The 22,259-nt window shown below is 71.9% G+C and carries 16 protein-coding genes and 1 pseudogene; 12 read left to right on the top strand and 5 right to left on the bottom strand.

Translation table 11 applies throughout. The features are described 5' to 3' along the window. Positions 1-35 precede the first annotated feature (35 nt). Positions 36-1,073 (top strand): hypothetical protein, encoded by a 1,038-nt coding sequence (locus NP095_RS13045; protein ID WP_232419258.1) that lies wholly within the window; start codon positions 36-38, stop codon positions 1,071-1,073. A 4-nt stretch (positions 1,074-1,077) separates the two neighbouring features. Next, complete coding sequence (locus tag NP095_RS13040; protein WP_232419259.1) at positions 1,078-1,596, top strand: gamma carbonic anhydrase family protein; 519 nt, start codon at positions 1,078-1,080, stop codon at positions 1,594-1,596. A gap of 9 nt (positions 1,597-1,605) precedes the next feature. On the opposite strand, the gene serC is transcribed toward NP095_RS13040, so the two are convergent. After that, entirely contained in the window at positions 1,606-2,718 is a 1,113-nt protein-coding gene (gene serC, locus NP095_RS13035) for a phosphoserine transaminase (protein WP_232419260.1), read from the bottom strand. Between the two features lie 71 nt (positions 2,719-2,789). On the opposite strand from serC, the gene NP095_RS13030 reads away from it, so the two are divergent. The 5 genes and pseudogenes from NP095_RS13030 to NP095_RS13010 all read left to right on the top strand — a co-directional run bounded on the left by NP095_RS13030 (position 2,790) and on the right by NP095_RS13010 (position 9,918). Continuing rightward, complete coding sequence (locus tag NP095_RS13030; RefSeq protein ID WP_232419261.1) at positions 2,790-4,577, top strand: methylmalonyl-CoA mutase family protein; 1,788 nt, start codon at positions 2,790-2,792, stop codon at positions 4,575-4,577. A 17-nt stretch (positions 4,578-4,594) separates the two neighbouring features. Continuing rightward, positions 4,595-6,691: pseudogene (gene scpA / locus NP095_RS13025) on the top strand (methylmalonyl-CoA mutase); the annotation flags it as partial. A 32-nt stretch (positions 6,692-6,723) separates the two neighbouring features. Continuing rightward, positions 6,724-8,067, top strand: coding sequence for a hypothetical protein (locus NP095_RS13020; protein ID WP_232419266.1), 1,344 nt, complete (start codon positions 6,724-6,726; stop codon positions 8,065-8,067). A 20-nt stretch (positions 8,068-8,087) separates the two neighbouring features. Continuing rightward, on the top strand, positions 8,088-9,071 hold the full coding sequence (meaB, locus tag NP095_RS13015; RefSeq protein ID WP_232419268.1) for a methylmalonyl Co-A mutase-associated GTPase MeaB: 984 nt from the start codon (positions 8,088-8,090) through the stop codon (positions 9,069-9,071). A gap of 52 nt (positions 9,072-9,123) precedes the next feature. Beyond that, the gene (locus NP095_RS13010; RefSeq protein ID WP_232419270.1) at positions 9,124-9,918 is read left to right on the top strand and encodes a transglutaminase-like domain-containing protein; all 795 of its coding nucleotides are present in this window, start codon (positions 9,124-9,126) and stop codon (positions 9,916-9,918) included. A gap of 149 nt (positions 9,919-10,067) precedes the next feature. On the opposite strand, the gene NP095_RS13005 is transcribed toward NP095_RS13010, so the two are convergent. After that, positions 10,068-12,137, bottom strand: a complete 2,070-nt coding sequence (locus NP095_RS13005; RefSeq protein ID WP_232419272.1) for an acyltransferase family protein — start codon at positions 12,135-12,137, stop codon at positions 10,068-10,070. 129 nt (positions 12,138-12,266) lie between these two features. Here NP095_RS13005 and NP095_RS13000 point away from each other — a divergent pair, with 129 nt between their 5' ends. After that, on the top strand, positions 12,267-15,596 hold the full coding sequence (locus NP095_RS13000; RefSeq protein ID WP_232419275.1) for a CDP-glycerol glycerophosphotransferase family protein: 3,330 nt from the start codon (positions 12,267-12,269) through the stop codon (positions 15,594-15,596). A 63-nt stretch (positions 15,597-15,659) separates the two neighbouring features. Here NP095_RS13000 and NP095_RS12995 read toward each other — a convergent pair whose 3' ends face one another. Beyond that, positions 15,660-16,775, bottom strand: a complete 1,116-nt coding sequence (locus tag NP095_RS12995; RefSeq protein WP_232419276.1) for a citrate synthase 2 — start codon at positions 16,773-16,775, stop codon at positions 15,660-15,662. Between the two features lie 101 nt (positions 16,776-16,876). Here NP095_RS12995 and pdxH point away from each other — a divergent pair, with 101 nt between their 5' ends. Together pdxH and NP095_RS12985 are read left to right on the top strand one after the other, a co-directional pair. Continuing rightward, a complete protein-coding gene (pdxH, locus tag NP095_RS12990; protein ID WP_232419278.1) occupies positions 16,877-17,515 on the top strand; it encodes a pyridoxamine 5'-phosphate oxidase in 639 nt (212 codons plus the stop codon). Positions 17,516-17,562: 47 nt separating this feature from the next. Then, complete coding sequence (locus NP095_RS12985) at positions 17,563-18,828, top strand: MFS transporter (protein WP_232419279.1); 1,266 nt, start codon at positions 17,563-17,565, stop codon at positions 18,826-18,828. An 85-nt stretch (positions 18,829-18,913) separates the two neighbouring features. Here the strand turns inward: NP095_RS12985 and NP095_RS12980 are convergent, their stop codons facing one another. Together NP095_RS12980 and NP095_RS12975 are read right to left on the bottom strand one after the other, a co-directional pair. Further along, positions 18,914-19,633, bottom strand: a complete 720-nt coding sequence (locus NP095_RS12980; protein ID WP_232419281.1) for a hypothetical protein — start codon at positions 19,631-19,633, stop codon at positions 18,914-18,916. Positions 19,634-19,642: 9 nt separating this feature from the next. Further along, complete coding sequence (locus tag NP095_RS12975; protein ID WP_232419283.1) at positions 19,643-20,989, bottom strand: cryptochrome/photolyase family protein; 1,347 nt, start codon at positions 20,987-20,989, stop codon at positions 19,643-19,645. Between the two features lie 78 nt (positions 20,990-21,067). Between NP095_RS12975 and NP095_RS12970 the strand changes: the two genes are divergently transcribed. After that, entirely contained in the window at positions 21,068-21,754 is a 687-nt protein-coding gene (locus tag NP095_RS12970) for a metal-dependent transcriptional regulator (RefSeq protein WP_232419285.1), read from the top strand. A gap of 55 nt (positions 21,755-21,809) precedes the next feature. After that, positions 21,810-22,253 (top strand): PGPGW domain-containing protein, encoded by a 444-nt coding sequence (locus NP095_RS12965; RefSeq protein ID WP_232419287.1) that lies wholly within the window; start codon positions 21,810-21,812, stop codon positions 22,251-22,253. The last annotated feature ends 6 nt before the right edge of the window (positions 22,254-22,259 follow it).

The following is a 22,259-nucleotide window of genomic DNA, read 5'->3' as shown; positions in this document are numbered from 1 at the left end:
ACGATAGCCCGCAGCCGGGGAGCGAAGGTGAGCGTGTGAACCCCCGCCATCGCCGGTTGCTGATCCCCGGACTGCTGATCGCCCTGATCGCCGTGGTCGTCGTGGCATCGCTGATCGATCGCGCCGACGCCGCGGTCGCCGAGCCCGTGACGACGCTCTCGGACTCCCGGATCACCGAGTCGAGCGGGTTGGCCGTCAGCACCACCGAGGACGATCTGGCCTACACGGTCAACGACTCGGGCAACGCCGCCGAGGTGTTCGCGGTCGACCTCACGTCCGGTGCGGTCGTGGGAGTCACGACCGTCCGCGCCGAGTTCCGCGACGTCGAGGCGCTGGCGCTGCGCGACGGCACCCTGTGGATCGGGGACGTCGGCGACAACGGGCGCGAGCGCGACGACCTCGCCCTCTACGCGATCGATGAGCCCGGCCGCACCACCGCCACGGTCGACGCCCGCCGGTTCCCCGTCTCTCTCGAGGGCGGTCCCGCCGACGTCGAGGCGCTGCTGGCCCCGCCGTCGTCCGACCGGCTGCAGGTCGTCACGAAGACGCTCGCCGGTGCGGAGGTCCTGACGCTCTCCGAGGGCGATCTCGACGACACGCGAACCGCCCGGTTCCGAAAGACGGCGGAGGATCTGCCGGCGCTGGTGACCGACGGCGCCTACTCGCCGGACGGGTCGCGGGTCGCGCTGTTGTCCTACGGCACGCTGTGGTCGGTCGATCCCACTGAGTGGAGCGTCGTCGGCAGCGGCCCGCTTCCGTCGCTGGAGCAGTCCGAGACCGTGGCGTTCGTGTCCGACGGCGCCGTCCTCGTCGGCAGTGAGGGCAGCGACTCGCCCCTGTACCGGCTCACGCTTCCGACGGGGGAGGGCGCGACCGAGGGTCTGGCCACGGTGCCGACCGCCACTGCCGAGCCGTCGTCGTCCACCGTGCCGGCGACGACGGTCGCGGACGACTCGGTCGACAGCCGGACCCTCGTCCTGGGCGGGATCGGCGTCGCCGGCCTCCTGGTGCTGGTGGTGTTCCTCGTGGTCCGCCGGGGCCGTTCGGGAGGCTCGCGCCGGGCGCTACGGTGACGCCATGAAGATCGCTCTGGGAGACAGGTCACCGCAGGTCCACGAGTCGGCGTTCGTCGCCCCCACCGCCACCCTGGTGGGATCGGTCGTCCTGGAGGAGGGCGCCAGCGTCTGGTACGGCGCCGTCCTGCGTGCCGACAACGAGCCGATCACGATCGGGCCGCGCAGCAACGTGCAGGACAACTGCGTCTTCCACGTCGACCAGGGCAAGCCGCTGACCCTCGGCGAGGGCGTCTCGGTGGGCCACGGCGCGATCATCCACGGTGCCACCGTCGGCGATCACGTCCTGGTCGGCATGGGCGCGACGATCCTCAACGGGGCCGAGATCGGTGACGAGTGCCTCATCGCCGCGAACGCGCTGGTGCCGCAGGGCGCCGTCATCCCGCCGCGCTCCCTCGTGGCCGGTGTCCCCGGCAAGGTCCGCCGTGAGCTGACCGACGACGAGGTCGCCACGCTGCACATCAACGCGGCGATCTACGAGGAGCACCGCGAGCTGCACCGCACCGGCACCGTCGTCGACTGACGGAAACCGTCACTGCGCGAGCCGCTCGACCACGTGGTCGATGCAGCGCGTGAGGGCGGTGATGTCGTCGGGCTCGATGGCGGGGAACATCGCGATGCGCAGCTGGTTGCGGCCGAGGCCGCGGTAGCCGGCGACGTCGACGATGCCGTTCTCGCGCAGGGCGGCCACGACGTCGGCGGCCGCGACGCCGTCGAGGTCGATCGTGCCGACGACCAGCGAGCGGTCGGCGGGGTCGGGGACGAAGGGCGTCGCGAACGAGCTCGCGTCGGCCCACTCGTAGAGGCGTCGCGACGAGTCCGTCGTGCGGCTGACCGCCCAGTCCAGGCCCCCGTTGCCGTTCAGCCAGCGCAGCTGCTGGTCCATCAGGAAGATCGTCGCGATGGCCGGCGTGTTGTACGTCTGGTCCTTGAGCGAGTTGTCGATCGCGGTCGGCAGGTCGAGGAAGCCGGGGATGTGACGTCCCGAGGCCTTGATCCGGTGGGCGCGCTCGATCGCGGCGGGCGACATGAGCGCGATCCACAGTCCGCCGTCGGACGCGAAGCCCTTCTGGGGCGCGAAGTAATAGACGTCGGTCTGGGCCACGTCGACCGGCAGCCCGGCCGCGCCCGACGTCGCGTCGATGAGGACGAGCGCGCCGTCGTCGATCCCCTCGGGCCGGCGCACCGGCACCATGACACCGGTGGAGGTCTCGTTGTGCGCCCACGCGTAGGCGTCGACGCCGGGGGTCGCGTGCGGCTCGGGATGGGTGGAGAAGTCCGACTCGATCAGCTCGGGCGCCTCGAGGAACGGCGCCGCGGCGACCGCGCGGGCGAACTTGGTCGTGAACTCGCCGTGCACGAGGTGCTGGCTGCGGCGCTCGACCAGGCCGAACATGGCGGCGTCGAAGAACGCGTGCGAGCCGCCGACACCGAGGACGACCTCGTAGCCCTCGGGCAGGGAGAACAGGTCGCGGAGCCCCTCGCGGAGGCTGCCGACCAGCGCCTTGACCGGCGCCGCTCGGTGCGAGGTCCCCATCAGCGAGTCGCCGGAGGCGGCGAGGGCGGCCAGCGCCTCGGGGCGCACCTTGGAGGGACCGGAGCCGAAGCGTCCGTCGCCGGGCAGGAGTTCGTCGGGGATCTGCACGCCGTCATTGTCGCAGCCGCGGAAACGATGCGTTGAACCGTCCGTCGACGTGGGCGGATACCATGCCTCGCATGGCAGCAGACGACCCCGTGGTGCCCCTCGCGGAGGGCATCGAGCACGACCAGTCGCAGTGGGAGAGGGCCACGGCGGCCGTCCTGCGCAAGACGCGCCGGCTCGCCGAGGACGCCCCCGACTCCGACGTGTGGTCGGTCCTGACGACCACCACGCTCGACGGACTCAGCATCACGCCGCTGGGTACGCCCGACCTCGTGGCCGACCTGCCCGAGATCGGTCTGCCGGGCGAGGCGCCGTACACGCGCGGCTCCGGCACGGGCGACCCCGCGCTGTACGGCTGGGACATCCGCGGCTGGTTCACCGACCCCGAGACGTCCCCGGCGGACCTGTCCACCGAGCTCGAGAACGGCGCCAACTCGCTGTGGCTCACGGTGGGGGAGCGCGGCATCGCCGCCGACCGGCTCGCCGAGCTGCTGGAGCCGGTCTTCCTCGACCTGGCGCCGGTGGTGCTGGACGCCCGTGAGGACGCCGTGGCCGCGGCCGAGGCCTTCCTGGCCGTCTGCCGTGACAAGGGCACCGACCCGCACCCGCTGACCAACCTCGGCGCGACGGGCACCGACCTCGACACCGTGGTCCGCGTGGCCACGCTCGCGAAGGAGGCCGGCGTCCGCGGCGTCGTCGTCGACGCCAGCGCGCTGCACGACCAGGGAGCCTCCGAGGTCCAGGAGCTCGCCTGGTCGATGATGCTCGCCGTGACGTACCTGCGCGCCCTCGAGGCCGCGGGATTCACGACCGACGAGGCCGCCGCGCAGTTGGAGTTCCGCTACGCCGCCACCGACGAGCAGTTCCCGACGATCGCCAAGCTGCGCGCGGCTCGCGCCCTGTGGAACCGGGTCGGCGAGATCAGCGGCATCGGCGCCGAGGCCCGGGCGCAGCGCCAGCACGCCGTGACCTCGCGCCCGATGATGGCGCGGTACGACTCGTACACGAACATGCTGCGCACCACGGTCGCCGGCTTCGCCGCGGGCGTCGGCGGCGCGGACGCCGTCACCGTGCTGCCGTTCGACGAGCCGCTCGGCCTCCCGACGGCGTTCAGCCGCCGTATCGCGCGCAACACCTCGAGCCTGCTGATCCACGAGTCGCACGTCGCCAAGGTCGTCGACCCGGCCGGCGGGGCCTACGCCGTCGAGAAGTTCACCGACGACCTCGCCATGGCCGCGTGGGCTCTGTTCTCCGAGCTCGACGGCCTTGACGAGCTCGAGGGTGTGGCCGACCTGGACGCGGCCGCCGACCGGATGCGCCCGCTGGTCGAGGCGGTGCGCGACGACCGCGCGCTGCAGATCGGCCGTCGTCAGCGCCCGATCACCGGCGTCAGCGAGTTCCCGAACCCCGCCGAGACGCTGCCCGAGCGCCGGCCGTACCCGGTCGAGCCGGACGTCTTCCGCTACGCCGGTGAGTTCGAGCAGATGCGCGACGAGCCCGCCGCGCAGCCGGTCTTCCTGGCCACGATGGGCACGATCGCGGCCCACACGGCCCGGGCGACCTTCGCCATCAACCTGCTGGCCGCCGGCGGGATCGGCATCGGCGCCTCCGGCGCCACCACCGACGTCGCCGACGTGGTCGACAAGTACCGCGAGGCCGGTGCGCCGCCGGTGGTGTGCCTGGCCGGGACCGACGCCGCCTACGGCCAGTGGGGTGCCGATCTGGTCACCGCGCTGCGCGAGAACGGCGCCTCGTACGTGATCGTCGCCGGAAAGACCGACATCGGCCAGGACGCCTCGGCGGCCATGGGCCTGGACGCGCTGGCCTTCCTGCGCGCCCTGCGAGAGGAGCTGCAGAAATGAGCACCCCCCAGAGCTTCGCCGGAGAGCCGTGGCAGAGCCCCGAGGGCATCCCGGTCAAGCGGCTGTACACGCCCGATGACCTGGCCGGCCTCGACGCGCTCGACACCTACCCGGGCCTGACCCCGTTCCTGCGCGGTCCGTACCCGGCGATGTACACGACCCAGCCGTGGACGATCCGCCAGTACGCGGGCTTCTCCACCGCCGAGGAGTCCAACGCGTTCTACCGCCGCAACCTGGCCGCCGGCCAGAAGGGCCTGTCGGTCGCGTTCGACCTGGCGACCCACCGCGGCTACGACTCCGACAACCCGCGCGTCGTCGGCGACGTCGGCATGGCCGGTGTCGCGATCGACTCGATCTACGACACGCGCACGCTGTTCGAGGGCATCCCCCTGGACCAGATGAGCGTCTCGATGACGATGAACGGCGCGGTGCTGCCGGTGCTGGCGCTGTTCATCGTGGCGGCCGAGGAGCAGGGCGTGAAGCCCGAGCAGCTGACCGGGACCATCCAGAACGACATCCTCAAGGAGTTCATGGTCCGGAACACGTACATCTACCCGCCGGCGCCCTCGATGCGGATCATCTCCGACATCTTCGCGTACACGGCGGCCAAGATGCCGCGGTTCAACTCCATCTCGATCTCCGGCTATCACATCCAGGAGGCCGGGGCGACGAACGACCTCGAACTGGCCTACACGCTGGCCGACGGCGTCGAGTACATCCGCGCCGGCCTGGACGTGGGCCTGGACATCGACGCGTTCGCCCCGCGACTGAGCTTCTTCTGGGCGATCGGCATGAACTTCTTCATGGAGGTCGCCAAGCTGCGCGCCGCCCGTGCCCTGTGGGCGCGGCTGGTCAGCGACTTCGACCCGAAGAACCCCAAGTCGCTGAGCCTGCGCACGCACTCGCAGACCTCGGGCTGGAGCCTCACGGCGCAGGACGTCTACAACAACGTCGGCCGCACCGCGATCGAGGCGATGGCGGCCACGCAGGGTCACACCCAGAGCCTGCACACCAACGCCCTCGACGAGGCCATCGCGCTGCCCACCGACTTCAGCGCCCGCATCGCGCGCAACACCCAGCTGCTGCTGCAGCAGGAGTCGGGCACGACCCAGACGATCGACCCGTGGGCCGGCTCGTACTACGTCGAGAAGCTGACGCACGACCTCGCGAACCGGGCCTGGGCGCACATCCAGGAGGTCGAGGCGGCCGGCGGCATGGCCAAGGCCATCGACGAGGGCATCCCGAAGATGCGCATCGAGGAGGCCGCGGCCCGCACGCAGGCCCGGATCGACTCCGGTCAGCAGTCCGTCATCGGCGTCAACACCTACCGCGTTCCCGACGAGGAGCCCTTCGAGGTCCTCAAGGTCGACAACAAGGCCGTGCTGGTCTCGCAGATCGCCAAGCTCGAGCGCCTGCGCGCCGAGCGCAACGACGACGACGTCCGCCGTGCGCTGGACGCGCTGACGGCCTCGGCCGAGCGCGGCGCCCAGCAGTCCGGCGGCGAGGGCTCGATGGACGGCAACCTGCTGAAGCTGGCCGTCGACGCGGCCCGCGCCAAGGCCACGGTCGGCGAGATCAGCGACGCCCTCGAGAAGGTCTACGGGCGCCACCAAGCCGTCATCCGTACGATCTCGGGTGTGTACCGCACCGAAGCCGGCCAGGCGGGCAACGTCGCCGAGGTCATCGAGGCCACCGACGAGTTCGAGCGTGCCGAGGGCCGTCGCCCGCGCATCCTCGTGGCCAAGATGGGCCAGGACGGCCACGACCGCGGCCAGAAGGTCATCGTCACGGCGTTCGCCGACATGGGCTTCGACGTCGACGTGGGCCCGCTGTTCTCGACGCCGGAGGAGGTCGCCCAGCAGGCGGTCGACGCCGACGTCCACGTCGTGGGGGTCTCGTCCCTCGCGGCGGGTCACCTCACGCTGCTGCCGGCGCTGAAGGCCGCGCTCGAGGAGCAGGGTCGCCCCGACATCATGGTCGTCATCGGCGGGGTCATCCCGCCCGACGACGTCGCGACCCTCAAGCAGATGGGCGCTGCCGCGGTGTTCCTGCCCGGCACGGTCATCGCCGACTCCGCGCTCGACCTGCTGGCTCGCCTGCGCGGCGACGCCTGAGGGGTAACTGCCGGTTGCACTAGCATGCAAGCGTGGATGACCGCCTCGCGTTGATGGACCAGGGCTCGTTTCTCGGGCTGCGCGCCCTGGGCCACCAGCCGTGGACCTTCTTCACGTGGGTCTACGACCGTCCGGTCGACCTCGCGGAGCTGCAGCGCTTCAACGAGGCCCTCGCCGGCACGCTGCTGGGGCGCCTGGTTCAGCGCTCGCCGCTGCCCGGCGGCCGCCATCGCTGGGTGGCTGTCGACGCGGTGCCGCCGCTGGAGGTCGAGCAGGTCCCGCGGTCGCGTGACGACATCCACGCCTGGACCGACGAGCTGGGCGACCGCGGTGTCGACCCCGAGCACGGTCCGGGGTGGCGCATCGGCGTGCTGCCGCTGACCGACGGTGGCACGGCGGTGGCCATGGTCTCGCCGCACGCGCTCGGTGACGGCCTGTGCAAGCTGGACGCCATCGCCGACGCCGTGCAGGGGATCTCGCGGCGACCCGCCTATCCGCCGCGTGGCGCCCGGCCGCGGCGTGAGCTGCTGTGGTCGGACCTCGTGGCCTTCGTCCGCGAGCTGCCCGCGGTGATCGGGGCCGTGATCGCCGGGATTCGGGTGGCACGGGCCGAGTCCGGGCAGGCGCCCGCCCGGTCCGCGCCGCCCGCGAGCACGTCGCCGCAGCCGGTGATCGACGACGCGCCGTTCCATCCCGCCGCGGCCTGCGTGCGCGTCACGCGCGCCGACTGGGACGCGGCGGCGGCACGGCTCGGCGGCACCAGCAACACCCTCGTGTCGGCCTTCGCGGCGCGCCTGGCGCAGCGCCTCGGCCGGACCGGCGCCGACGGCCGGGTCGCCCTCGCCGTGCCCGTCAGCGTCCGGGTCGAGGGCGACACCCGCGCCAACGCGCTGGACTCGGTGACCGTCCGCGCCGACCCGGACGAACTCGACCGCGACCTGACCGGTCTGCGCGCCGCGACCAAGTCGGCGCTGCGCGCGCGGGCCGAGCGATCCCACGACATGCTCGCCGTGCTGCCGCTCGTGCCCGTCACACCGCCGGTGGTCGTGCGCCGGGCCGAGCAGCTGGCGATGGGCTCGACGTCGTCGCCCGTCGGCTGCTCCAACCACGGCAGCCTCGACCCGGCGATCATGCGCATCGACGGCGGCACTCCGGTGGACTTCTGGGTGCGCTCGGCCGAGCCCGGGCAGACAGCGGCCGAGCTGGACCGGCTCGGCGGCAAGCTCTACGTGCTGGCCGGTGGCGCGCTGGAGGCGGTGTACCTCTCGGTGATCGCGCACCCGGTGGGCGGTGGACTCGACCGCCCCGGCCTGCACGATCACGTCGCCGCGACGCTGGCCGACTTCGGGCTCACGCCCTCGTCGGTCACCCGGTGATCCCCGACTACGATGCAGGCGTGACGGACCTGACCCAGTTGATCGACGGTGTCCGCGAGGGCCGACGGGCCGCGGTGTCGCGGGCCATCACCCTCGTCGAGTCGCGCCGGACCGACCACCGCGCCGCCTCGCGCGAGCTGCTGGCCGAGCTCACGGCCGCGCCCGACTCGAAGGTCGGTGGTGCCGTGCGGGTGGGGATCTCCGGCGTTCCCGGAGTCGGCAAGTCGACTTTCATCGAGGCCCTGGGTGTCCACCTGACGGGCCGCGGACACCGAGTGGGCGTCCTGGCCGTCGATCCGTCGAGCGTCCGCACCCGCGGATCGGTGCTGGGCGACAAGACCCGCATGGTGCGCCTGTCGACCGATCCGAACGCCTACATCCGGCCGTCGCCCAGCGCCGGCAGCCTCGGCGGCGTCGCCCGGGCGACCAGTCAGGCGCTGACCGTCCTGGAGGCCGCCGGGTACGACGTCGTGCTGGTCGAGACCGTCGGCGTCGGCCAGTCCGAGATCACCGTCGCCGCCATGGTCGACACCTTCTTGTTCCTCACGCTGGCGCGCACCGGCGACCAGCTGCAGGGCATCAAGAAGGGCATCCTCGAGATCGCGGACGTCATCACCGTCAACAAGGCCGACGGCGAGCGGGCCCGCGAGGCCGAGTCCACGGCCCGTGAGCTGGCCGGCGCGCTGCGCCTGGTCTACGCCGGCACGCAGGACTGGGTGCCCCCGGTCCTGACCTGCTCCGCCCTCGAGGGGTCGGGGATCGACACCGTCTGGAGCCGCGTCCTGCGGCATCGGGAGTTCATGGGCCCGCGCGGTGTGGCGAGCAAGCGCGCCCAGCAACAGCTCGACTTCACGTGGGCGCTGGTGCGCGACGAGATCGAGCAGCGGCTGGCGACGGACGACTCCGTGGCGAAGGTCCGCGAACGGGTGCGCGACGAGGTCCTGGCGGGCCGGCTGTCCCCGGCGGCGGCCGCCGATGAGATCCTCGACGCGTTCGACCACTGAGGGCCGGTCGGCGCAGCGCGCGCTCTCGGGTCGGGCGTGCCAGCATGGACCGGTGAAGCGCACCGTCTCCGCCCATCTCGAACTGCACGCCTTCGACCGAGCCGACCTCGTGCTGTCCATCGCCGTGGCCGGCAACATCGCGACCCAGGGCGAGACTCTCACGGTCGTCCAGAACGGCGAGGAGCTGGTCGCGCGCGAGATCGCCGGGCGACACGAGACCCGCCTGCACCGGATCGACGCGCCTCCCGGACCGATCACGATCGACTACGAGGCGGTCGTCGAGGGGCGCGCCCGCCCGATCGTCACCGAGGAGCTCGACATCATCGAGTACCGCCGGCCGAGCCGCTACGCCGAGTCCGACTCGTTGTTCGCGATCTCGCGCGCCGAGTTCAAGGGCCTGTCCGGCAAGCCGCTGCTCGACGCGGTGACGTCCTGGGTGGGGACCCAGCTGTCCTACGTGACCGGCAGCAGCCAGCCCACGGACGGCGCCGTCCAGACGATGCTGAAGCGTCAGGGCGTGTGCCGGGACTTCGCCCACCTGGTGATCGCCCTGCTGCGCGCGCACGACGTGCCCGCGCGGCTGGTCTCGGTCTATGCGCCGGGGCTGCAGCCGATGGACTTCCACGCGGTCGCCGAGGCCTACGTCGAGGGCGACTGGCACGTCGTCGACGCGACGTCCCTCGCCCCGCGCGAGACGATGCTGCGCATCGCGACGGGGATGGACGCGTCCGAGACGGCCTTCCTCTCGCAGCACCACGCCGCCGTCAATCTGAACCGCATGAACGTCACCGCCGTGGCCGACTCGCTGCCCAGTGACGACGTCACCCAGCTCGTCACGCTCGGCTGACCATCGCGATGAGACGCTGAAAGAACCAGGCGAATAGTTCCAAAGGACTACCTGCATGGGCTAGTGTCGACATACGACTGCCGCGTCGTCGCATCACCTCGGGGGGGTGATCCGACGACGCGGCAGTTCTGTGTGGGGGCCCTTCGAGGTCAGGACGGTCGCGGCAGGGCGCCCATGCCGACCAGCCGGCGGTAAACGTACGGCGTCATGGTGCGCACGTAGGTGACGCTCAGGTGCGTGATGTCGCGGTAGACGTTGACCCCGCCGATGATGGCCGGGCAGGTCTCGCGATCGCAGTAGAACTCGCTCAGGTCCAACGCCTGGGCGCCGTCGATGTGCTTGCCGGTCGCGAGGAACGCGTCGAAGTGTCCCAGTGCCTTGTCGCGGTCGACGGCGCACGCGTCGGGCGTGATCTCGTCGAGCTGCGAGAGGCACTTCTGCGGGGACTTCGGCAGCCGCGGGTTGTCGCGGATCGCCACGATCCGGACGCCCTGGTCCAGGACGGGGCGCCAGACGGCCTCCATGCTCTCGACGCGCTCCTGCTGGGAGCCCGTGAGCATCTTGGCGTAGCCGGTCGTGAGGATCAGGTCCGTCTGCGGGGCCCGCTCCAGCAGCCAGGTCTGGAGGTTGTCCTTCCATTCCTGGCAGGTGCTGACGCGCAGCGGGTCCTCGTGCTCGATCTCGTCGCGGGTCCAGGCGCAGCTGCTCTTGAGCTGGGCCGACAGGGTGATGAGCTTCTGGTCGGCCATCCGCACCAGGGCGGGCAGGAACGAGCGGGCGTGGGAGTCGCCCAGCAGCGTCACGTGGGGCAGCGACGTGTCCGAGAGGTCGCCGAACGTGCAGTCGTTCAGCTCGGTGTCGTGGACGCCGGCGAAGCAGCCCGGGTAGCCCGAGGCGTAGTCCTCGGCGACGGCCTCGGGGCTGGGCACGAGCTGGTCGTCGAGCTCGGGGTTGTGGCACGGCTTCTCGGGATCGCGCGCCGCGGCGCCGAAGCACGGGGGCGCGTCCTCGACGAGCTTCTCGGCGACCCGGCCCGCGCGCTCCTCGGCGGCGACGGCGGTCTGGTGGCCGACGAGGCAGCCCGAGACCAGCACGGCGGCACCGCCGAGCGTGGCCAGACCGGTGATCGCGGGCTTGCGCAGTCCGAAGCGATGCGTGAAGCGGACCGGGTCCTCGACCCAGCGCTTGGTCGCCCAGGCGGCCGCGATCGTGAACACGAGGATCCCGACGCGGGGGCCGAAGCCGAGCTCGTGGCCCAGGACGTACGGCAGGATCACGATCGGCGGCCAGTGCCACAGGTACATCGAGTACGAGATCTCGCCGAGGGTGTGGGTGCCGCGCCAGCGCATGAGGGGCGTGGGGGAGAGGCGGCCGGTCGGCTCGCCGGCCCAGATCACCGCGAGGGTCGCGACGACGGGCAGGATCGCCGCGGTGCCGGGGAACGGAGTCGTCTCGTCGTAGTTCAGGCCGCACCAGGCGAGGGTGAGGAAGCCGGCCCACGAGAGCAGGAACGTGGGGCCGCCGCGCTTCACGGTGGCGCTGCCCATGACCAGCGCCAGCAGGGCGCCCGCCCCGAACTGCCAGGCGCGCGCGGGCGTGACGAAGTAGGCGGCCGGGGGATTGGCCTGGGTGATCCACAGCGAGTAGGCCAGGCTCGCGACGGTGGCGGTGCCCAGGACGATGCCGACCATGAGCCGGTGCGAGCGGCCCAGCCGGACGGCCAGCACGGTGGCCAGCAGGACCAGCAGCGGCCAGACCAGGTAGAACTGCTCCTCGATCGAGAGCGTCCAGTAGTGCTGCACGGCGGTCGGGTCGGCGTCCGCCGCGAGGTAGTCCACCGAGTCCGCGGCGAGGGCCCAGTTCTGGACGTACAGCGCCGACGCGATGACCTCGGTGAAGTTCTGGCGCCATGTCGCCAGCGGCATCCAGAGCCAGACGGCGAGGGCTGAGGTCGCCAGCACCAGGTACGCGGCCGGCAGCAGGCGGCGGGCCCGGCGGGCCCAGAAGCGGGCCAGGTCGATCCGGCCCGTGTCGGCCGTCTCGCGCAGCAGGTGCCCGGTGATGAGGAAGCCGGAGATCACGAAGAAGACGTCGACGCCGATGTAACCGCCGGGCAGCCGTCCGGGCCACAGGTGGTACAGCACGACGAGCAGCACGGCGCAGGCTCGCAGAGCCGCGATCTCGGCACGGAACCGGTCACGGGGCGGGCTGGCGGGCACCGCACCACGATACGGTCCCGCCCCCAATGTCGCGTCCGCGGTCCATGGCGGGCGCACGGCGCTGCCCTGGTCGACCCCACTAGACTCGGCTTTCGCGTGCCAGCGAAGTCGACGGGAACCGAGGAGAGCATGCCTGACGTGGATCGAGTGCGTCGTCGCGTCGCGGCGATGGTCCCCGAGAGCGTCAAGGAGCGCATCCGCCGCGCCCGGGGCCAGGCCCCGACGCAGCGCCCCCACGCCGAGCTCGTCGTGCGCCACGAGGACGGCCGGATCGTCTACACCGGCGAGTTCCGTGACCCGGTGCGCGTCGTCGCCCTGGTGGTCCGGCCCGCGAGCCGGCTCGGCCAGGTCTGCCTGCGGCTCGAGCAGGCGCCCGACCGACGCTTCTCCTTCTCCCTCGACCCCGCCGAGCTGTGGGAGGCGGGAGGCCGCGCCGCCGGCCGGTTCGACCTCTTCGTCGAGGTCGAGGGCATCGGCGCCCGGCGCAGCGAGCTGCGACTGGGCCGGTTCGACCGCACCGACACGTCGGCGGCGATGGACCGGATCGACCTCGTCGGCGCCTCGTCGCCGTTCGGCGAGGAGGTCCACGCGTGGTCGCACGTCACCGACCAGGGCAACGTGTCGGTCCGGTACGCATTCGAGCCGATCCGCCGCTTCGAGGTCGAGGGGCGTCGCCTCGAGGTCGGTCCGCACGGGATCAGCGCCGACTTCGACCTCAAGACGTTCTCGCGCCCGGTGCGCTCGATGCACCTCGCCCTGGTGTGGCGCTTCTCGGGCACCACGCAGGAGATCCCCGTCACGGTCGAGCCGCGCGACGCCACGGCCGCGTACGGCCTGTACGAGTACCGGGTCTCGTTCGACGTCCAGCCGGACGCGGTCGCCGACGAGGAGGGCGAGGGTGTCATCGACCCGCACCTGGTGCTCGACCTCGACGGCTTCGACCTGCCGGTGCGCGTGCCCTTCGCCGAGAAGAGCTTCGCCAGAACCCGGCTGCGCGACCTGCCCGTGCCCACCCGCGGCGGCGCCCACGTCGACCAGTGGGTGCCGTACCTGACGTTCCGCGCCAAGCGGCTGGCGTTCTGGTCCGAGCGGTTCACGGTCGCCAACCACGCCTACCTGCGCCGACTCGTGCGCTGGGCCTGGCTGCTGGCCCCGATCCGGCCGTTCTCGGGCATCTGGCTGGTCGGCGAGGTGCCGTACAAGGCCCAGGACAACGGCTTCGCGCTGTTCCGCTGGATCCGCACGAACCAGCCCCGCCGCCGCGCCTACTACGTCATCGACGCCGATTCGCCCGACCGCGCCAAGGTCGAGCCCTTCGGCAACGTGGTCACGGCCCGGTCGCGCGACCACATCCGCTACACCGTCCTCGCGTCGCGGTTCGTCGGCAGCCACCACGCCGAGTACCTGCACGCCTCACGCTCGGCCAGGCTGGCGCGGCACGCCCAGGGTCTGCGGGTCTTCCTGCAGCACGGCGTCACCGGCATGAAGAACGTGCGGCTCAACTACGGCCGCCTGCACATGCAGGAGATGCCCGCTGACCGCGCCGTCGTGAACTCCGCGGCCGAGAAGCAGATCTTCATCGAGGACCTCGACTACTTCCCGTCGCAGGTCAAGGTCACCGGCTTCGCCCGGTACGACACGCTGTTCGCCGGCGAGCCGACGGTGCAGCGGCGGCTGCTCGTGATGCCGACCTGGCGCGACTGGCTGTCCAGCCGCGAGAGCGTGCTGCAGAGCGCGTACCTCGCGCACTGGACCGAGTTCCTGGGCGACCCCCAGATCCAGCGGCTGCGCGCCGAGGGCGTCGAGATCCTCATGGTCATGCACCCGAACCTGCGGGCCGTCGTCGACGAGCTGCACCTCGAGGGCATCACGATCGCGCCCCGCGACGCCGACGTGCAGGAGCTGATCCGCACCAGCGCGGCCCTGGTCACCGACTATTCCAGCGTGGCGTGGGACGCGGCGTTCCTGCGTCGGCCGGTGTTCTTCTTCCGGTTCGACGACGCGGTCCTGACCGGCGCCCGGACGCCCTTCATCGACGCGGCGACCGAGCTGCCCGGACCGATCGCGCACCGCGCCGCCGACCTCGCCGCCGAGGTCGCCCGGTCCGCCGGCGGCGGCTTCGTGATGGACGAGCAGTACGCCCGCCGGGCCGCCAAGTACCTCGAGCTGCCTCCGAACGGCTACTGCGAGCGCAACTACGAGATGGTGCGCACCGCCGACGGCCTGTCCACGCGCCTGCTGCGGCTGCGGAACCGACGCGGGGTGCGCGACGCCTTCCTGCGGTTCCGGGCCGGCCCGCACTACTACCGCGTGATGGGCTGGATGTTCCGCTTCGGCAGCCTGCTGCCGCGCCGGGACGTCGCGGTCTTCGAGAGCGATCGCGGCAACGCCTACGGCGGCAGTCCGCGGGCCCTCTTCGAGCGCCTGCACGAGCGGGGCACTCCGCTCGAGCTCTGGTACGTCAACAACTCCACGCTGCGCGTCCCGCCGGGCGCCCACAAGGTCTTCCGCCTGACGCCGCGGTACTTCTGGACGATGTCGCGGGCCCGCTACTGGGTGTTCAACCAGAACGTGCACGACCTGTGCCAGCGGCCGCGCGGCACGTACTACCTGCAGACGTGGCACGGCACCCCGCTGAAGCGGATGCAGAACGACGTCCCGGTCATGCACGGCCGCGCGGACGACTACCACCAGAAGGCCCAGGAGCTGGTCGAGCGCTGGTCGTCGCTGGTGTCGCCGAGCGAGTACGCCACCGCGGCGTTCCGCAGCGCGTTCGGCTTCACCGGGCCGATCATCGAGTCGGGCTACCCGGGCAACGACGTGTTCCACACCGAGGTGGGCCGCCGCCGCGCCCGCGAGACCCGACTGCGTCTCGGCCTGGCCGAGGACCGCACGGTCGTGCTCTACGCGCCGACCTTCCGCGACGACGGCCGCGCCGCCGGCGCGAAGGGCGCCTGGGCACACGACATGGCCCTGGACCTGGGCCGGTTCGCCGAGAAGCTGGGCTCGAACGTGACACTGCTGGTGCGCCTGCACCCGCTGGTGAAGTTCACCTGGCCCAAGGACCTCGACGAGAGCATCGTCAACGTCTCGAAGTACCCCGACACCCAGGACCTGCTGCTGGTGGCCGACGCGCTCATCACGGACTACTCGTCGATCATGTTCGACTACGCGCAGCGGCAGCGGCCGATCATCTCCTACGTGTACGACCTCGAGCACTACCGCGACGACCTGCGCGGCTTCTACGTCGACCTCGAGGAGATCGCCCCCGGACCCGTGGTCCGCACGAGCGACGAGGTCATCGACGCCGTGGCGAACCTGACGGACCTCGAGACCCGCTACGCCGATCGGCTCGCCGCGTTCCGCGAGCGCTTCGGCAGCCTCGAGGACGGGCACGCGTCCGACCGGGTCATCGACGCCGTCTTCACCGAGGCCGAGCGCGGCACGCCGCCGGCCTGACCTCCCCGCACACGACAGCGGCCCCCGACCGAGGTCGGGGGCCGCTGTGTCGTGCTGCGGTGCTCAGGCCTTGGACGTGGCCCAGGCCGGGTTCCAGCCGTCGACCTCGTCGGCCTTGCGCGACTCGGGGCCGGTGTAGATGGCCGAGGGGCGGATCAGGCGACCGGTCTTGTACTGCTCGAGGATGTGCGCGCTCCAGCCGGCCGTGCGGGCCGACGTGAACATCGCGGTGAACATGTTCGAGGGGATCTCAGCGAAGTCCAGCACGATCGCGGCCCAGAACTCGACGTTCGTCTCGAGGACGCGGTCAGGACGACGCTCGCGCAGCTCCTTCAGAGCGGCCTGCTCGAGCGCCTCGGCGACCTCGGCGCGGGGAGCGTTGAGCTCCTTGGCCGTGCGGCGCAGCGTGCGGGCGCGGGGGTCCTCGGCGCGGTAGACGCGGTGGCCGAAGCCCATCAGGCGCTCGCCCGAGTCGAGGAGCTGCTTGACGTACGCGGTGGCGTCGCCGGTCTTCTCGACCTGCTCGATCATGTGCAGGACGCGCGAGGGGGCGCCGCCGTGCAGCGGGCCCGACATCGCGCCGACCGCACCGGACAGGGCGGCGGCCACGTCGGCGCCGGTGGAGGCGATGACGCGGGCGGTGAAGGTGGAGGCGTTCATGCCGTGCTCGGCGGCCGACACGAGGTAGGCGTCGATGGCCTTGGCGTGGTCGGGGTTGACCTCACCGCGCCAGCGGGTCAGCATCCGCTCGACGATGGTGTCGCACTTGTCGATCTCGGCCTGGGGCACCATCGGCTTGCCGAGGCCACGCGCGGCCTGGGCCACGTAGGAGAGCACCATGACGGCGGTGCGGGCGAGGTCGTCACGCACCTCTTCGGGGGTCTGGATGTCATAGAGCTGACGCAGGCCCCACACGGGAGCCATCTGCGCGATCGCGCTCTGGACGTCGGCGCGGATGTCGCCGGAGTGCACGGGGATGGGGTACGGCTCGGCCGGCGGCAGGCCGGGATCGTAGGATCCGTCGACCAGCAGGCCCCAGATCTTCTCGAACGGCACCCGGCCGACCAGGTCGTCGATGTCGACGCCGCGGTACCGGAGTGCGGATCCTTCTTTGTCGGGTTCGGCGATCTCGCTCTCGAACGCTACGACGCCTTCCAATCCGTGGTGCACTTGAGTCATGCCCCCATAGTGCCCTGCGCCTCACAGGTTCGGAGCAGGGCGGTCACCCTACCGGCCGGTAGCACGGCCCGCTGCGGCCTCGTGCTGGCTACCGTGGACCCATGGCGGACGACGAGCTGGCCCGGATGCGGACCGAGTACGCGCGCAGCGGGCTGGCCGACGAGGACGCCGGGGACGATCCGATCGCCCTCGCCCAGACGTGGCTCGCCGAGGTGGTGGCGGCCGGCGTGCACGAGCCGAACGCGATGGCGGTGGCCACCGCGACGGCGGACGCCGCGCCCTCGGTGCGGATCGTCCTGCTCAAGGGGCTGGACGTGCACGGGGCCGTCTTCTTCACCAACTACGAGTCGCGCAAGGGCCGTGAGCTGGCCGAGAACCCGCGGGCCGCAGCCGCATTGCTCTGGCATCCGCTGCAGCGCCAGGTGCGGATCGAGGGTCCCGTCGAGCGTCTCGATCCGGCCGAGTCGGACGCGTACTTCCTGGCCCGGCCGGAGGGCGCGCGGATCAGCGCCGCCTCGTCGCCCCAGTCGCAGGTGGTGACCGGCCGTGACGAGCTGGAGCGCCGCTGGGCCGAGGCTGAGGCGGCCGGAGCGGCCGAGCGGCGTCCCGACGGATGGGGTGGCTACCGGATCCTCCCCGAGGTCATCGAGTTCTGGCACGGCCGCGAGAACCGGCTGCACGACCGGATCCGGTTCACCCGGTCCGGCGACGGGTGGGAGCGGGACCGGCTCGCCCCCTGACGTGGACACGACGGGCCGTCACGCAGGGTCGCCCCTAGGCTGCTGCGGTGCGGAACGTGTTGACCGACCTGCGCCCCCTGCGCGCCTCGGCCGCCTACCGGAGGCTGTGGATCGGGCAGGCGGTCTCGGGCTTCGGCCAGCAGATGTCGGTCGTCGCGATCGCGTGGGAGGTCTGGCTGCTGACCGAGTCGTCGTTCTCGGTCGGCCTGGTCGGGCTGGCGGGCCTGCTGCCGCTGGTGATCGGCGGGCTGTACGGAGGGGCGCTCGTGGACGCCTTCGACCGGCGCACGGTGGCGCTCGCGTCGGCGATGGGGCTGTGGATCTCCTCGATCGCGCTCGTGGCCCACAGCGTCGCGGGTCTGGAGTCGGTGGGCTTCCTCTACGGCGTCGTCGCGGTGCAGGCCCTGTTCTTCGCGGTCAACAACCCGGCCCGCGCCGCGATGCTGCCGCAGCTGCTGCCGGCGCACCTGCTGCCGGCGGCCAATGCGCTGGGGATGGCCGCCACCAACCTGTCGTTCACGGTCGGCCCGCTGCTCGGCGGCGTCCTGATCGCCTGGCGCGGTGTCGAGGCGGCCTATGTCGTCGACGCGCTGCTCTACGTCGCGGCGCTCTACTCGGTCCTGCGCCTGCCCGCGCTGCCGCCGGCGACGCCGATGCCGGTGCCCGGCCTGCGATCGGTCGTCGAAGGGCTGCGCTTCCTGCGCACCGCGCCCAACATCGCGATGTCGTTCGTCGTCGACCTGTGCGCCATGGTGTTCGCGCAGCCGCGCGCCCTGTTCCCGGCGCTGGCCGCCACGGTCTACGCCACGTCACAGAGCGGTGACGCGGGCGCGTCGTCCCTCGGCCTCTTGCAGGCCTCCCCGGCGATCGGGTCGCTGGCGGCGTTCGTGGTCTCGGGCTGGGTCAGCCGGGTGCACCGGCACGGGATCGCGATCGTGGTGGCGATCGTCGTCTACGGGGCGAGCGTCGCGGCGGCGGGCTTCTCGGCGATCGGCCTGCCCGGACTGCTCTGGCTCGCGGTGACGTGCCTGGCGCTGTCCGGCGCCGCCGACATGATCAGCGCGGCCTACCGCTCGACGATCCTGCAGACGGCGGCCCCCGACCAGATGCGCGGGCGCATGCAGGGCCTGTTCATCGTCGTCGTCGCCGGCGGGCCGCGCCTGGGCGACTTCATGATCGGCTCGCTGGCCGAGCTCACCGGGGCGCCGTGGGCGATGGTCGTCGGCGGCGGGCTGTGCATCGCCGGCGTGCTGCTCTCGGTGACCCTGCGCCGTAGGTTCCTCGCCTACGACGGCCGTCATCCGACCCCCTGACCTCCCAGATTTGCTCCTGTTTCTCCCTTTCAGGAGCAGTGAAACGTCGGGAGGGGAGCAAATCTGGGGAGGGGGGAGGGACGGGTCAGCTGCCGAACGTGGCCAGGTCGATCTGGATCCAGACCTGCTCGGAGCGGCCGACGAGCTCGCCCTCGGGCGTGTAGAGCGCGGTGCCGGTGAAGAACTTGCGGCCCTCGTGGCGGGCCAGGTGCCCGACGGCGTGATAGGTCCGGCCGGCGACGGGGGAGGCGTACACCTCGGCCGTCATCGTGCCGAGCACCATCGGCTGCGCCGAGAAGTCGGCTGCCCATCCGCCGGGGCAGTCCAGGGCGGCCCATGCGATCGGCGTGCCGACCGTGCCGTCGGCGCCGGCGAACGACTCGTGCACGTGCCAGGGCGCAGCGGTCAGGTCGTCGCCCACCGGGCCGCTGAAGATCCGCAGGCCGTCCCCCTCGCCGCGCGCGGTGCCGCACGTGAAGCACTGGTCGAACGGGTGCGTCGTGAAGCCGGGGTAGGCCTTGAGCCCGGACGCGACCGTCTCGGCGTCGGCGAACGGGGGCGGCTCACGGGTGAACGCGCCGGGACCCGCGGTGCCCACGACGGCGCCGCCGTGGGTCATCAGACGGGTCTCGTCGGTGTCGTGCTCCCAGGCCAGGGGAGTCTCCAGCGGCGGGGGCATCCGCAGGCGCGACGTCGTCGGGCCCTCGTGACCCTGACCGAGCCACGCCTCGGCGACCAGACCGCTGACCCAACCGCCGTTGCCGGAGTCGGGGGGACCGTTGAACTGGCGCGCGATGGTGACCATGCGTCGACGCTATCGCCCGAGGTCGGCGTGCCGGCGCAGTGCCTCGGCGCGCTCCTGGGCGTGGTCGACCAGCGGCGGGGGATAGTCGGCCGGCGGCGCGTCGAGGGTCCAGGGCTCGTGGACGGCCGCACCCGGCACGTCGCGCAGCTCGGGAACCCAGCGCCGGACGTAGGTCCCGTCGGGGTCGAGGCGACGCCCCTGGCCGACCGGGTTGAAGACGCGGAAGTAGGGAGCGGCGTCCGTGCCGCAGCCCGCGACCCACTGCCAGCCGTGCTGGTTGCTCGCCAGGTCGGCGTCGACGAGCCGTTCGAGGAACCAGTCGGCGCCGTGCGTCCACTCCAGGTGCAGGTCCTTGACCAGGAAGCTGGCCACCGCCATCCGCAGCCGGTTGTGCATCCACCCCTCGGCGAGCAGCTGGCGCATCCCGGCGTCGATGAACGGAAAGCCGGTGCGGCCCTGCTTCCACGCCTCGAAGTCGCCCGCGGGCTCGTCGTACTGCATCTGCTCGTAGCGGCGGTCGTAGTAGCCGTGGGCCGTGTCCGGCCGCTCGTGCAGCACGTCGGCGTAGAACTCGCGGAAGGCCAGCTGCCGCTCGTAGGCACGTGCGCCGTCGGTGCCGCGCTCGGCCAGGTCGGCCAGCAGGGTGCGTGGATGCACCGTGCCCCACTTCAGGTGCACCGACATCCTCGAGGTCGTGTCGAGGTCCGGCCGGTCGCGCTCCGCCGCGTAGGCGTCGACATGGTCGTCGAGCCATCGGGTCCAGTGCTCGAGGGCGGCGGGCTCCCCGACGGGCGGGAGCGTCACGCCGGCCGGCGGATCGACCTCCGGCAGGGCGGTGCCGCCGGCGGGCCGCAGCCACGGCACGGTCGCGGGATCCACCGCCTCCGCCGGCGGTGCGGCACCGTGGCCCTGCCACGACCGGAAGAAGGGAGTGAAGACGCGATAGGCCGTGCCGTCGGACTTCCTGATCGTGCCCGGATCCACGGCGTAGCCCGAGCCCGTGCGCACGAGCGGGACGTCACCGAGAGCCTCGGCGACCGCCTGGTCGCGGCGCAGCCCGTAGGGGGTGTGGGCGGCAGTCACGTGCACGCTCGAGGTGCCGGTCTGCCGCGCCAGCCGGGGGATCTCGACCTCCGGCCGGCCCCGGACGAGGTGCAGCCCGCCGATCCGCTCGTCGAGCTCCGCGAGCAGCCGCGCCAGGTAGGCGCCGCGCACCGGCATCCTCGTCACGTCGAGGTGGTCGTCGAGGACGAACACGGGCACGACGCCGTCCGCGCCCGCGGCGACGGCCGCCTGCAACGCCAGGTGATCGCGCAACCGCAGGTCGGCGCGGAACCACATCAGCGCGACGGGCATGCGTGCATCCTCTCGCGCGGGTGAGCGGGCCGCAGGTCGGCGGACCTGGGATTGGTCCCAGCATGGAACAATGGCCGCGTGAGCGAGCTCATCGACACCACCGAGATGTACCTGAGGACCATCTTCGAGCTGGAGGAGGAGGGGATCATCCCGCTGCGCGCGCGGATCGCCGAACGACTCCACCAGAGCGGCCCGACGGTCAGCCAGACGGTGGCGCGCATGGAGCGCGACGGACTGCTGACGGTCGAGGGCGACCGTCACCTCGAGCTCTCCGAGCGGGGCCGATCGCTGGCCATCCGGGTCATGCGCAAGCACCGGCTCGCCGAGCGTCTGCTCACCGACGTCATCGGTCTGGAGATCGAGTACGTCCACGAGGAGGCGTGTCGCTGGGAGCACGTGATGTCCGAGCAGGTCGAGCGCCGGCTCATCGAGCTGCTGGGCCACCCGACCGAGTCGCCGTACGGCAACCCGATCCCCGGCCTGGGCGAGCTGGGCCAGGACGGCACCCCCATCGAGTTCCTCGACGGCGTGCAGTCGCTGCTGACCGCCGCGATCGGCGAGGAGCCGGTGCGCGTGGTCGTGCGCCGGATCGCCGAGGAGCTGCAGAAGGACACCGAGGTCATGTCGGTGCTGCGCCGCGTCGGCGCGCTGCCGGGCAACGACGTCCTGGCCTCGCGTGGCCATGACGGGCTCGTCGTCGCGCGTCAGTCCGAGACGGCCGAGATCGACGCCGAGGCCGCCGCTCACATCTTCGTCTCGCGGTGAGTCGCACCCGTCCTGGCCGGGACTGGGGCTGCGGCTCGACTGGCATGCTTGCGCCATGACGTTCGGCGCACGCGTGCGGGGCTGGTTCCAGCGCACGGGCTCCGAGGCGCTGGGCTGGACCCTGGTCGTCCTGGGCATCGTCATGCTGGTCATGCCCGGTCCCGGCCTGCTCGGGATGTTCGGTGGCATCGTCCTGCTGGCCCGCCACTACACGTGGGCCGACCGGCTCGTCGAGCCGCTCGAGGAGAAGGCCATGGAGGCCGCCAAGTACGGCGTCGCCACCATTCCGCGCATCCTGGTCAGCATCCTGGGCATCATCTGGGTCGCTGCCGTGGGACTGGTCTGGTTCCTCTCGCCCGAGATCCCCGAGTTCGAGATCCTCGGCGTCGGCTTCGGCCCCCAGCTGCCCGCCGCCGGCTGGGTCGGCGCGATCGGCATCTGGTTCTCGGACCTCATCGCGCTGGCGCTGCTGGTCTACAGCATCCGCCGCTGGCGCTGAGTCGGG

It is taken from the genome of Aeromicrobium duanguangcaii, from assembly GCF_024508295.1.
GTDB classification, from domain to species: Bacteria; Actinomycetota; Actinomycetes; order Propionibacteriales; family Nocardioidaceae; genus Aeromicrobium; species Aeromicrobium duanguangcaii.
Note: the sequence above shows the minus strand (reverse complement) of the source record. Positions and strands in the feature narration are given on the sequence as shown.

Excerpts from the sequence above, each read along its gene's own strand:
- NP095_RS12975 (WP_232419283.1), bottom strand. The coding sequence starts at position 20,989 with ATGCCCGTCGCGCTGATGTGGTTCCGCGCCGACCTGCGGTTGCGCGAT.
- NP095_RS13030 (WP_232419261.1), top strand. The coding sequence starts at position 2,790 with ATGGCAGCAGACGACCCCGTGGTGCCCCTCGCGGAGGGCATCGAGCAC.
- NP095_RS12980 (WP_232419281.1), bottom strand. The coding sequence starts at position 19,633 with ATGGTCACCATCGCGCGCCAGTTCAACGGTCCCCCCGACTCCGGCAAC.
- NP095_RS13000 (WP_232419275.1), top strand. The coding sequence starts at position 12,267 with ATGCCTGACGTGGATCGAGTGCGTCGTCGCGTCGCGGCGATGGTCCCC.
- NP095_RS12965 (WP_232419287.1), top strand. The coding sequence starts at position 21,810 with ATGACGTTCGGCGCACGCGTGCGGGGCTGGTTCCAGCGCACGGGCTCC.
- NP095_RS13040 (WP_232419259.1), top strand. The coding sequence starts at position 1,078 with ATGAAGATCGCTCTGGGAGACAGGTCACCGCAGGTCCACGAGTCGGCG.
- NP095_RS12995 (WP_232419276.1), bottom strand. The coding sequence starts at position 16,775 with ATGACTCAAGTGCACCACGGATTGGAAGGCGTCGTAGCGTTCGAGAGC.
- pdxH (WP_232419278.1), top strand. The coding sequence starts at position 16,877 with ATGGCGGACGACGAGCTGGCCCGGATGCGGACCGAGTACGCGCGCAGC.